7 protein-coding genes are annotated in these 13,625 nt (G+C 42.4%); 4 read left to right on the forward strand and 3 right to left on the reverse strand.

Translation table 11 applies throughout. From position 1 onward, the window contains the following. Window positions 1-96: 96 nt before the first annotated feature. Window positions 97-2,181, reverse strand: a complete 2,085-nt coding sequence (locus KSX81_RS15150; RefSeq protein WP_032845420.1) for a BT4734/BF3469 family protein — start codon at window positions 2,179-2,181, stop codon at window positions 97-99. Window positions 2,182-3,228: 1,047 nt separating this feature from the next. On the opposite strand from KSX81_RS15150, the gene KSX81_RS15155 reads away from it, so the two are divergent. Then, window positions 3,229-3,663 (forward strand): hypothetical protein, encoded by a 435-nt coding sequence (locus KSX81_RS15155; RefSeq protein ID WP_004305010.1) that lies wholly within the window; start codon window positions 3,229-3,231, stop codon window positions 3,661-3,663. A gap of 176 nt (window positions 3,664-3,839) precedes the next feature. Here the strand turns inward: KSX81_RS15155 and KSX81_RS15160 are convergent, their stop codons facing one another. Then, window positions 3,840-4,040: a DUF2007-related protein gene (locus tag KSX81_RS15160; RefSeq protein WP_004299812.1), complete on the reverse strand. Its 201-nt coding sequence runs from the start codon at window positions 4,038-4,040 to the stop codon at window positions 3,840-3,842. A gap of 167 nt (window positions 4,041-4,207) precedes the next feature. Continuing rightward, window positions 4,208-5,848 (reverse strand): pectate lyase, encoded by a 1,641-nt coding sequence (locus KSX81_RS15165; protein ID WP_004324613.1) that lies wholly within the window; start codon window positions 5,846-5,848, stop codon window positions 4,208-4,210. Between the two features lie 283 nt (window positions 5,849-6,131). Here KSX81_RS15165 and KSX81_RS15170 point away from each other — a divergent pair, with 283 nt between their 5' ends. From KSX81_RS15170 to KSX81_RS15180, 3 genes are all read left to right on the forward strand, one after another. Next, window positions 6,132-7,751, forward strand: coding sequence for a pectinesterase family protein (locus tag KSX81_RS15170; protein WP_115483792.1), 1,620 nt, complete (start codon window positions 6,132-6,134; stop codon window positions 7,749-7,751). Window positions 7,752-7,772: 21 nt separating this feature from the next. Next, the gene (locus KSX81_RS15175) at window positions 7,773-10,253 is read left to right on the forward strand and encodes a glycosyl hydrolase family 95 catalytic domain-containing protein (RefSeq protein ID WP_004299817.1); all 2,481 of its coding nucleotides are present in this window, start codon (window positions 7,773-7,775) and stop codon (window positions 10,251-10,253) included. Window positions 10,254-10,364: 111 nt separating this feature from the next. Further along, window positions 10,365-13,616 (forward strand): SusC/RagA family TonB-linked outer membrane protein, encoded by a 3,252-nt coding sequence (locus tag KSX81_RS15180; RefSeq protein WP_115483823.1) that lies wholly within the window; start codon window positions 10,365-10,367, stop codon window positions 13,614-13,616. Window positions 13,617-13,625 lie beyond the last annotated feature (9 nt).

The following is a 13,625-nucleotide window of genomic DNA, read 5'->3' on the forward strand; positions in this document are numbered from 1 at the left end:
AGATGAATATCAGCACTCTGTCACCTGACAATAACCATTGATAATAGGCTGATAATAAAATATCCCGACTTTTATTGTCAGCCTTACTTTTATCTCTTATAATACCTTTATAACCTGATAAACAGTACCTTTATAAGTATGCTTCGAAGGAATGCCGCATTTTTGCAGCAATCTCCCGAAGTGATATACTTTGTTATCGGACAATGAAATACCGCTTTTTTTCTTCAGAAAATTCAAGATTTCGACTGGAGTAAGAAATTCCCCTTCCTCTTTCGTTTGCGCAGTCTTGAAATACTGATAAAACAATTGCAACATAGCTGGTGTTTGCTCAAACTCACGGTTATTTTCAGTCATAATCTGCTCATCTTCACTGTCAAACCAGTATCGTTCACCATGATAAATCTCGTGTATGGCTTGTGCATAAAGCTGTTCATAATCTATCGGCTGTGTAGTGTCGATGTTTCCTGTCACTTCAATACAAATGAAACGGCGGCTTCCCGAAGGATCAGTCAACAAATCCTTCTGATTGCTTGTACCGATAAATGAAGCATACCGCTGCAATTCAAGTACCGAGCGACCGTGCGGTTTCCGTAGATTGACCACAGGCTTTTGAAGAATATGTTTCAGAAATCCCTGTTGTGGCAGGGTAATCTGGTCAAACTCATCGATGTTGATGAGCGCAAATCGATTCAGATACAGTTCTGCGTCCCGTTTTTGGCTGAAATCAATACTGTCTGTATAGTAAGCGCGAAGTGCAGGTGGAATCATTTCACGACAGAAAGTTGATTTATGAGTTCCCTGGCGGCCCACTAATATGGGTGACGTATTGTTCGCGTGCATTTTATCTACCCCTCTCCAATGTGAAACCATATTCAGGAACCAACGGTGGAAAAGTAATTCCCAATGCGGATTTTTGCAAGGAACCCTGTTTGCCAAAGCATGAATACGGTCTTTGCCGTCCCAATGAGGCAGATGAAACAGGAACTCTTCCAACGGATTGTAGATTGGCACACGGTTGGAATGTAAGTATCGGTCTATGTCCCTGTCCCATACGCCAATACCTTCGGATTGGGCATCAAGCATGATACTGTTTTGTGCCCGTTTGTCAATAGGATGAAAATAAAACTGAAACGAGAAACGCTCCCGATATTCCACTTCCCCGATCTGCGTATTATAACGGAACTCATAACGACGGTTCATAAATTCATCCATTTGCAGGCTAAGACGTTGCTCTTTAGTCAGGCAGCTGCTTTTGGGCACTCCCTTACATTCCTTATATACGTTTCTTATCATTTCGCGTACCAGCATCGGATTTTTTCTTTTGTAATAACGCGTGATGGTTCGTCGGGTTACCTCCTCTTCCGGGATGCCGGAGTAGTAACAATTTTCGGCAAGCGGGACTACTAATGTTTGCAAATCATGATCGTTTCGATGCCAGTCCGTTTCCATTTCTTCGAATGTTTTCCGCAATGCCGCTTCATAAAGCAATGCTACCGTATCTTCCGTGTCATACCCCGGCAGTGCTCGATTCAGCGGAGATGCTTCAGTGCTCGATTTCTCATGATAAGTCATCTCGCCGGGCATACCGATGGGCTGTGAAAGATAGAAAGGTACGGGAGCGGGACGATAAATCAAGTCCGGATCATAACTAAGACGTGAGAATTGTTCCAGTTTCGGCTCTTTTAATAGAATGTTGAAGGGAAGTTGAGGCTGATAACATTTAATGGCAAGCCGGTAAGCATGTGCCTGAAACACTTCGGCTTCTTCCGTTGTTTGCGGTAAAGTGCCGTCCGGACGGGTGAAGCAAGTCCATATCTTGACGCTTTTACCACTTGCTCCCATAAAAGCCAGCATTGTTTGGGGAAGTTCGGCAGCCTTTTGCTTCACGATTTCCACTTCTGTCTTTCCGGCTAGCGGACCGATGGTCAGTTCTACAATGCCATTGTAGGTTTTCATTCGCTTCACTCCGTTCACTCGCCCGAAGGCTGCTGCGGGAATCACTCGTGGTAGTTTGCTGGCGAGGGAACAAGGCTCATCGGGTAGAACAAAATGCAGGGCCTGACGTAATCCGGTTACCGGGCGGAGCTTAGTTTCTTTTTTCATTTTTTCTATCAGCAGGTCGATGTCTGTTACGCTTAGTGCCTCCGTATCTCCGTTTTCCCTGATTTGTGTAATCTTCATTTTTCTTCTCTTGATATTTAATGAGAGTAAGTGTTTGTTATTGGTTTCAAAGGTACGGATAAGGTATCTGTAAAGCAAACTATTTGCGCTTTATCGCGATAAAGAATGTGCTTTCTTGTTATACTCTATTCAAGAAGGCGGACTTGAAACATTAACAAGCAAGTAAAGATATGCTCGCCACTGTGTATTGTTGCATAAAGACACCGTTATTCTTACGTTAACTTACCGGTATTGGTAGTTCGCCACGGCCGTGACGAGATCTTCCCACGGCCGTGGTAGGAATTCGTCACGGCTGTGGAAAGAAGTAACCACGGCCGTGGGAAGGTAAAGATACCGGTACTTTAGCAGAACAATACTGCTGCTTTAGCCGAACAATGCTGCTGCTTTAACGGAACAATACTGTTACTTTAGCAGAACAATACCTGCTTCTTTAGTGAAAGATACCGGATGTGCAGTACTCATTTAACTACTCATTTAACGGGGCGACATTCGCTTCGTAGCGAGTTTATATTTCTTATAGGCTCTTTGCTAATATTGAACTTCCTCTCTTTCAATACAAAACTTCCTGTATTTATTTCCGTATTTCCACTTTGTTTCGAAAAAAAAGCATATCTTTGTCATACGCTTTCTGTTCACCAGCGTGATGAAACAGGTAAGAAGCGTTTTTTATTTATAAATAGGAATATTATTGCATTATCCCTCGTATTTGAAATCTAGCAAGTTTCTGTCCGTAGAGGGGGGGCAACAGATATTCCACGTGAACGGTCGTATGTCAACATATCGATGAAAGATGTGTTATATATACACAATTAGCGTGGATGTCTGTTGTTATCATTATCTTTCGGACGGGTTTGCTAGGCCTCAAATACGGATAATGATTCAACAGCATTCACGCTTTTTTTGTATCCGGTTGGTTTCATAACCCTTAAAAATCCCCAACCCCAATCTCCTGTCCGCCCGGAATACAAAAAGCGCGAATGTTTGTTGAATCAACATCAATAGAGTGCTATTTATTCCTTGTTGTATAACAAATTAAAAACAAACACTATGTCACAATGGATTAGCATAGAAGCGGCAGCCGAGAAATACCGACTCGAAAAAGAGTATATCTGGCTCTGGGTGGAAATGAAAAAAATCACAGTGTCTTATGAGAACGATACAGTTTCCATAGATGATGATAGTATCCAGCAATTCATAAAACGGACTAAGCTGGGAATTACGTCTGAATATATCGATGAATTAGAGCAACTTTGCATGGAAAAAAACAAAACCAGCCGATTGTATGCTTCACTCTTGAATATGCGGGATCAGGAATTAATGGCAATTAGAGGACAAAGTTCGCGACTGGACGGTTTATGGAAAATGGTGGAGGAACAATACGAAAGACTGCGATCCTTCGAGAAGAATTCTATGTCGGACAACGCTATTTGTAGCAACTGCTGGATCAGAAAGATATGCAGGAGATTGAAACGAATTCTATAATTCTGCTGTGAATTTATCTATTAAATAACAGGCTGACAATAAAAGTACGATCTTTTTATTGTCAGCCTATTGTCATAGCCTATTGTCAGGGTGCAATGAGTTGCTAGTCACCGTATTATCCAGCCAAAACTCCTGCTGACAATAAGAACCCTCCAATTTATATGTAAACCTAAAACCTATGAAACTTTTCTGTTATTAATTACACGCATGGCCGCAGTATAGTATTCGCAAGGAACAGAAATCAAAATACTGTTTAAACCATTGTCTTTCGTTGACACTTGAATATAAGCTGCATTCAACAAACTCTTTACGCTGGCTACCTCCCAAGGACTACCAGCAAAAACTTTGACTTGAGAAATCTTTCTACTTGTAATCATGATCTTTATAGTGTGTTTTTGTTTTTACTGCGACAAAGATAAGAGAGAAAAGCAACATAGAGGTGCAATATTGTTTCATATATAGTATACAAATGATTCATTGAATCAGGATTTGTATTAATTGACCAGTTTTTTGCGTTAATAAGAGTTGTTTTCCCTCACATCATTCATTTCTTATTTTGCGTATTTGTTATTGTTTCTACAAGGCTATTGATATAAACCTCTATATTATCATAGGCAGTACTTAGATTTCTTCCGTTTGCATCATATTTGTTTGGGTTCAATCCGTTGGCGGTTTCCCATTCGTCAGGCATGCCGTCATTGTCAGAATCAGTAATTTGTGGCAATGATTTTAATGTTGGCCATGCGCTCCAGTCGCTACCAGCTCCGGAAGGCTTTAGGTCTTTCTGACTATCGATAAGTCCGCCCTTAGGATAATTCTGACTTTTCCAATGGATGATACCTTTGTCGCAATGTTCACAAGGACCGTTCGGGCAGGGGGCATCTCCTAATCCGTTGTGTTCGTTCTTTCCGATGAATTGTGCCGTTCCTGTGCGTGTCTCTTCAACGATACGAGTATCTATATCATCTCGTTTGAGACTGCAACCCGCATATTTCAACACCAGCTCGTAAGCTTTTTGTGCTGTGTGGGTAGTTACCGCATCTACTTCTACCGGAGTATCCCGTTTCAGTTCATCGAGAGAGTGACCGGTGTTGTTACGGATACCAGTCCAGTTGTCTTTGTTCACTTTTGCGGCGGATGCTTCTGTCAGTTGGTTTCCTGCCTCGAAGTAATTCCGGCTGATATGATACTGTCCCAATACCCCTTTGATCGGTGCAAAATCTCCATCAGAAGAGCTGATGTCGATAGCCATCACACGGTTGGCCACTTTGGCATCCGTAGCGGGTCCGGGTTTGTAGTAGTTGTCCACAATGTTAATACCCATTGCTGCGCCGCCATAACATCCGTTACCGCTCCAGTTATAAATAACATTATTACGCATATCAGTACGTTCCTGACCTTGATATTTTACTCCGGAACCGAAACGTGGTGTGCGACTGTCATGGTGTGCCATCAGATTATGATGATAGGAAGCGTTGACTCCTCCCCAAATACCGCCATATCCATGAGGGCCTTTGGTATGTCCCGATAAGCGGAGACTTTCTGAAATAATACACCATTGCATAGTAAAGTTAGTATTATCATAGAATGAAGCACATTCGTCAGTGCTCCAACTGATGGAACAATGGTCAATCATGATATTGTTTTTCTGGCGTCCTCCCAGAGCATCTGCACCGTCGGAAGCCGAAGAGCCCAGCAAATCCGTATCTCCCATTCGGAAACGCAGGTATCGTAGAATTACATTATCGGCCGATACATTTACTGGAAAGTGAGCCAGGCAGATACCGTCTCCGGGAGCTGTCTGTCCGGCTATCGTGACATCACCGTTCCGAATGTCCAGTGTCGATTTTAGATAAATGGTGCCGGATATACAGAAGACAATTATACGAGGCTCCTTTTGTTCGATGGCATACCGGAGGGTACCCGGTGCTTTGGAGTCTTCCAGGGATCTGACAATATATACCTTTCCACCTCTTCCTCCTGTAGTGTTCATTCCTCCTCCTTCAGCTCCGGGAAAGGCATATGCTGTTTCTTCCACTGGTGGAGATACGGAGGGAGAATCCGGTGGAGTCTCCTGTTCTTTATTTTCTTCATTGACTGAAGATGTGGAACAGGAGGAGAACGCTTCTACTTGTGTGGCAAACAGTAGTGCCACGAAAATGAATTTTACCTTGTTGTTTTTCATATCTTACCTGATTTTTTATAAAGTGTGATGATAGTGATACTGATACAAATGTAAGCGGATAGAATTTGATAGACAACTGGTTGCATAGATAGTGCACCAGATTGCACAAAAAGTCCGCAACTTTTGAATGATATTAAAAAAAGTCCACGCAAACAAACAAATAGTGAGAAAGTATTCATGTTGTTCCGTATACTTTTGTAACGTGAAATAGTAACTGCTCAAGACAGGACGACCAAATAATAATGGAATAAGAATCTATCATTAAGAATATAACAAATAATTTATGAAAGCACATTTATTTTCAAAGATGTCCCAAGGACTATTGTTGTTATCAGCTTTGCTGGCAACAAGTTGCAAGGAAAGTAGCAATAACTTTTTTGTTCCCGACCATGAAGCCCCTTCTTTGGTGTCTGTAACTCCTGCAAATGGTGAAACGGCCGAAGAAAACAATACGATTCTGCTTACTTTTAACGAGTATGTGAAAGCGGGAGAAGGGAAAGCGAATTTTAATGGCGAGGAAGTGGAGTTGACTTTCAAAGGTAAAACAGCGTCTTACGCTTATACTGCTTTGGACTATAATCAGGTCTGTCAGTTCAGCCTCCCCAAAGGTGCAGTCATAGACTTTCAGGGAAATGTATTCGAAGGTGTTAGTATTCAGTTTACAATCAGAGAACGTCCTCAACCGGAAGCACGCATATTTGATGCGGTGGTCAGTCCTAACGGAAAAGGAAACTATACCAGTATACAGAAAGCAATAGATAATGTCCCCTCGAAAAGAACAGAACCCTGGCTCATTTTCGTGGCGAACGGAACGTATGAAGAACAAATTATTATTCCTGAAGACAAACCGTATATTCATCTCATCGGACAGGATGTGGATAAGACAATTGTCAAGTTACGAATTAACAGCTCAACCGAAGCCAGTGCGACTGATCCGGATGTGTGGAAGTACTCTTATAAGAACTTAGGAAAAACGGAAGCCGCTATGGTATCAGTGAAAGCTACGGATTTTTACGCCGAGAATATTTCTTTTGTAAACGGATATGGTAAGGAGTTGCAGAAAGGTCCTATGGCATTGGCTATGTATACCCAAAACGATCGTAACTCATTCAATAACTGCAAGTTTCTCTCTTATCAAGATACATGGCAGACAGGACCTAAGTCGGATAACGGCAGACTGTATGCACAGAATTGCTGGATTGAAGGAGCCGTTGATTACTTCTATGGAAACGGGAATTGCTTTCTCGAACATTGCACCTTTTATAATATGAGGGATGGCGCAATTATTGTTGCTCCTTCTCATAAAGTAGGAACACGTTGGGGATATGTGTTGAATAATTGCATTGTGGATGGAAATGAATTGGCTGATACAGAAAGTGTCAAGTTGGGGCGTCCCTGGCATAATTCTCCGATAGCTGTATATCTCAATACGATTTTTAATATAAAGATAGCTCCGGAAGGATGGACGGATATGGGAGCTATTCCTCAAATGTTTGCTGAATATAACAGTAAGGATAAGGAGGGGAATACTGTAGATTTAAGCCAGCGTAAAACGCAATATACCTATCAGGATGAACAAGAGAATCCGGTGACAGGCATTTGTCAGGCTGTCCTTACGGCAGGTGAAGCAGCTCGGTATACGTATGAAAACGTTGTTTGTGAGGGCGATAATTGGGACCCGAAGAAATATATGGAACAAATATCCGCACCGGAAAATCTGAAAAGAGAAAACGGAATATTAAGTTGGGATGCTTCAAAATATGCAATTTGTTATTTGGTAATTGCGAACGATGAAACTGTACAAATAACCAAGGAAACGTCTTGTAATGTTGAGGAAGGAAAGACATATCAGGTGAAGGCCGTTAGTGAGTATGGGTCTTTGAGTGAACCTTCAAAAGAGTGATGACAATTAAAACTTTAAAATATGAAAATGATAAGTAAAGTATTCAGTTGTATGTTGGCTTTTTCTTCTCTGTTGGGGAATGTGGAAGGACAAAACATCTATAGAATATGGTATGACAAACCCGCTTCTTATTGGGAAGAAGCACTCCCGGTTGGTAATGGACGGATTGCAGCAATGGTGTTCGGTGACCCTCAACTGGAACAAATACAGTTGAACGAAGAAACAGTGTCGGCGGGCTCTCCTTACCAGAACTATAATGAAGAAGCAAAAACGGCTTTGCCGGAAATGCGCCGGTTGATTTTTGAAGGAAAGTACGAAGAAGCGCAGAACATGGCGGCAACGAAGATTCTTTCACAAGTGGGGAATGAAATGCCTTACCAGACAGTGGGTCGTCTGAATATCCGTTATCAAGATCACAAAAAAGTAAATAATTACTATCGTGATCTGGATATAAGCAATGCAGTAGCTGTGACTCGCTACGAAGTAGACGGAGTGGAATTTACCGAAGAAACATTTGCATCATTTACCGATCAACTGGTTATCAGGCATATCAAAGCATCCAAACCGGGAACAATCAATTGCGAACTGTTTTTTAATACCCCGATGAGAGATCCGAAACGTAGTATTTATGGAAAGAAAGGTTTGCGGCTGGAAGGTATTACGCATGGTAGCCGTTATTTTCCGGGTAAAGTGCACTATTGTGCCGATTTGGATGTGAAACATAAAGGTGGGAAAGTGATAACTGCCAATGACACGTTGCTTAGCGTTCAAGGAGCCAGTGAACTTACATTGTATATCTCGATGGCGACTAACTTTGTCAACTATAAAGATATATCGGGCGATCCGTATCAACGGAATAAAGCTTATTTGAAAAATGCAGCGAAAGATTATAGTAAAGCGAAAGCCGCTCATATTGCTGCTTATCAGAAACAATTCAATCGTGTAACTTTGGATTTGGGTGAAACTTCCCAAGCCAATAAGCCGATGGATGTACGTATCAAGGAATTTTCTTCATCCTATGATCCGGCATTGATAGCATTGTATTTCCAGTATGGACGTTACTTATTGATTTCATCTTCACAGCCCGGATGCCAGCCCGCCAACTTGCAGGGCAAATGGAATCATAACCCGGGACCTCCCTGGAGCTGCAATTATACAACGAATATTAATGCTGAAATGAATTACTGGCCGGCGGAAATCACCAACTTGGCCGAACTTCATAAACCATTCATCCAGATGGTACGTGAATTGAGCGAGAATGGGCGTGAAGCTGCCAGTCGAATGTATGGTTGTCGTGGCTGGGTGTTGCATCATAATACGGATTTGTGGCGTATGACGGGTGCGGTGGACCGTCCTTATTGTGGGACATGGCCTGTGGCTAATGCATGGCTTTGCCAGCATTTATGGGACCGTTATTTGTTTTCCGGTGATAAGAAGTATTTGGAGGAAGTATATCCGATGATGAAAAGTGCTTCGGAATTCTTTGTCGACTTTCTGGTACGCGACCCGAACACGGGTTATCTGGTTGTCACTCCTTCCAACTCACCCGAGAATTCTCCGCGCTGGATAAAGAAGAAAAGTAATCTTTTTGCAGGAATCACAATGGATAATCAGTTGGTTTTTGATTTATTTTCAAATACATGCGAAGCTGCCAAAGTGCTGAACGCAGATACTGATTTTTGTGATACATTGAAGAATATGCGCCGGCAGTTGCCTCCGATGCAGGTAGGGCAGTACGGACAATTGCAGGAATGGTTTGAAGACTGGGATCATCCTAATGATCGTCACCGGCACATCTCTCATCTTTGGGGGCTATATCCCGGTTATCAGATTTCTCCTTATCGTTCTCCGGTACTCTTTGAAGCGGCAAAAAACACATTGATACAACGGGGAGATCCTTCTACCGGTTGGTCAATGGGATGGAAAGTTTGTTTCTGGGCCCGTATGCTTGATGGGGACCATGCTTATCAGTTGATAAAGAATCAGCTGACTTATGTCAGCCCTGAAATACAAAAAGGACAGGGAGGCGGAACGTATCCTAATTTATTCGACGCGCATCCACCTTTCCAAATAGATGGTAACTTCGGTTGCACGGCTGGTATTGCCGAAATGCTGGTGCAAAGTCATGATGGTGCGATTCATCTGTTGCCTTCGTTGCCTTCGGAATGGAAGAGCGGGACAGTGAAAGGGTTGCGTGCCCGGGGAGGTTTTTTGATTGATGAATTGACCTGGAAGGACGGTAAGCTGGTAAAAGCTGTGTTACGTTCGGAAACCGGAGGCAATCTGCGCCTGCGCTCTTACTGGAAATTGGCTGCTGAAGGAGCATTGTTGAAACAGAAGAAGGAAGAGGAAGCGAATCCGAACGCATTATTTAAAGTACAGCAAATCTCACGTCCGATGATTAGTGAAAAAGCGCCTTTAAAAGGAGTGGCATTACGTGATACTTATTTGTATGATGTGGATACACGCGAAGGAGAGGTGATTATTGTTACAGTAAAATAAGACATTCTATATAAAAAGTCCACGCTTTTGCATAAATAATGAGTGGAAAACAGATGTAAAAGTGTGACTTTTGTAACATCAAAAATGAAACAAATTAATCAAGATAATACTATGGATGTACAAAGACATTTATTTTTGAGAAGATGCTTTGCGTATATATGTTGCTTGCTCTTGTGCTTTATAACGGCGACAACAGTATATGCACAGAAGGTATCTGTGAAAGGAACGGTGGTGGATACCAACGGCGATGCTATTATTGGTGCTAGTGTGAAGGTGTTGAAAAAGTCTTCCGTCGGTACAATTACCGACTTGGATGGAAATTTCACTTTGTCTGTTCCCGAAGATGCAACAAAGTTGGAAATTAGTTTTGTAGGAATGAAATCAGTTGTTGCGACTGTGAAACCGGGCAAACATCTGAAAGTTGTGTTGGAAGAAGACAATCAGACTTTGGACGAAGTGGTAGTGGTAGGGTACGGAACCTCACGCCGCGGAGATTTGACCGGTGCGATTTCTTCAGTGAGTGAGAAGGTTTTGAAGGATATTCCGATAACTTCTGCGGCTGCGGCTATTACAGGAAAACTGGCAGGTGTGAATGTAGTGGCTACTGATGGATCGCCCGATGCAACAATCCAGATTACAGTACGTGGTGGTGGTTCTATTACCCAGGACAATTCACCATTATATATTGTTGACGGTTTTCAGGTGAGTAATATCAATGATATTCCTCCCGGTGATATTCAAAGCATTGATGTTTTGAAAGATGCTTCTTCTACCGCCATCTATGGAGCTAAAGGTGCGAACGGCGTTATTCTTGTTACTACCAAAAGCGGTAAGGCGGGAAAAACAGAAGTCTCATTCAATGCTCACTGGGGTGTCAGTAATGTGTATAATCTGACGGGGGTACTTTCACCTTACGAATACTACTGTTATCAGAAAGAACTTGATCCGGGCACCTCTCTGACTAGTAGCATTAATTCGATGTATGGACGTTGGGACGACCGCAATATTTATCGTTCGGTAGAAGGCACGAACTGGCAGGATAAAGTATATGGAAACACCGGATTCAAACAAAGCTATAACGTTGGTATAACAGGAGGAACGGATGCCACATTGCGTTATAATTTGAGTTATACGCGGGATGATGAGAAGTACATTATGCTCAACTCCAATTATGTGAGGGATAACTTGAGTGTGAAGATGGATAAAAAGTTGAGTAACAAATTGAAGTTTGAGTTTTCCAGCCGTTTGACTAGAATGGTGATTGACGGTGCGGGTACCAATGGAGGTAAATTGAGAGATGCCGTTCTTTTCTCGCCAATCAACAGCCTTGCAAGTATAGATGCGGGAGATGCTTTGGGGGGTGAAATTGATTATTCGGATGATGCATTGTTATCATCATTGAATGATCCTGTATATAATACGGTGAATGAGTATAAGAAGCAAAACCAGTTTTCTATGACTTATAATGCCGGCTTTAACTGGGAAATTGTTAAAGGATTGACTTATCAGCTGAAAGGTAGTTACGCCTACACTTATAATTATACCGATAATGTCTGGTTAAAGAAAACCGGAGAGTCGAGCTCCAATGCCGGTCAGCCCGTAGCCAAACGTACGGATGAGAAAGGTGCACGATGGAACTTGCAGAACATATTGAGTTACCGGTTCTCTCTGAAAAAGAATCACCGTCTTGATCTGATGGCCGGACATGAAATGGTGAGTAATTACAGAAATCAGATGATTGCCTCATCCAAATATTATCCTATGGATTTTACGGCGAGCGAAGTGTTGGCTATGTGGAACTATGGAGAATCCCAACCAACGTATACCACTCTTGGTGAACCTTCTCGTACGGCATCTTACTTCGGTCGTTTAAACTATGCTTTCAAAGACCGGTACATGTTCACTTTTACAGCCCGTGCCGACGGAACGAATGTGTTCGCTCCTGAAAACCGTTGGGGATTTTTCCCGGGTATGGCATTGGCATGGCGCATTTCCCAGGAAAAATTTATGAAGCAGACGGAAGACTGGCTGGATAATCTGAAACTTCGTGTGAGTTACGGGTCAGTTGGTAATGCGCGTGTCAATTCATACTGGAGACAGGATTATAAAATGGAATCTTCTGCCAATAGGCAATATTATCTGAATGAAACAGTACAGAGTGCCCTGAAATTGCAGAACACCTTGCGGAACGAGAATCTGACTTGGGAGACGAAGTTATCCTCTAATGTGGGAATAGATGCCAGCCTCTTTAATAGCCGTTTGAATGTGACGGTTGACTTCTATAATGATATAACGAAAGATTTAATCTTACGCATGGATCTTCCTTCAAATTCGGGATATGAATATCAGTATCAGAATGTAGGCCGCAGTACGAACAGGGGAGTTGAACTTACGCTTAGCGGAACGATTATCAATAGTAAAGATTTCTATCTGGGCGCTAACTTCAATATATCATTCAATAAAAATATAGTGAATAAACTGGATGGAACGGCAACCGTATTGAGTGCGCAATCCAACTGGCGACCGGATATCGGCTCTGATGATTTTCGTGCTATTGTAGGTCAGGCGGTAGGACAGATTTATGGATTCGAAGTAGAGGGCTTTTATTCTGTAGACGACTTTACGTTTGATGAGAATACGAAAAAATGGATACTGAATGAAGGGGTAGTAGACGACAGGGCTTTGTTCTCTAATGACCTGCCTAACTTTGGTCCGGGCTTTATCAAACTGAAGGATCAGAATAATGACGGTGTGATCGATGCGGATAATGACCGTAAAGTGATCGGTAGTGTACAGCCAAAGCATATTGGCGGATTCGGGCTGAATGCTGCATGGAGAGGGTTTGACTTGGCGGCAATGTTCAACTGGTCATATGGCAATAAAGTATATAATGCCAATAAGATTATGGCATCCACTCATACGAATCGTAAATATAATAATATCAGAGATTTTATGAGTTTGGAAAACCGTTGGTCGATTATTGATCCGGAAACGGGTGCCAATGTAATGTATGGTAATGACGCCAATCCGGAACGCTTTGTTGAAATCAATTCCAAAGCCTCTATCTGGATGCCTATGATGGGGCGTACGCTTGTGACGGACTGGGCGATTGAAGATGGTTCTTTTTTGCGTTGTAGTAACCTGACGTTAGGGTATACGCTTCCGGTTACTGTGACTCGTAAGCTAGGAGTCAAGAACCTGCGCGTGTATGCTACGGCCAATAACCTGTTTTGCTGGACAGCTTATTCCGGACAGGATCCTGAAGTGAGCACACAACGTTCTACCCCTTTGACTCCGGGTGTGGATTATTCTGCATATCCGAAAGCACATTCTTATGTATTCGGTCTTAATGTTACTTTTTAATACTTGAAA

It is taken from the genome of Bacteroides sp. MSK.18.37 (assembly GCF_019129155.2).
Taxonomy (GTDB): Bacteria; Bacteroidota; Bacteroidia; order Bacteroidales; family Bacteroidaceae; genus Bacteroides; species Bacteroides ovatus.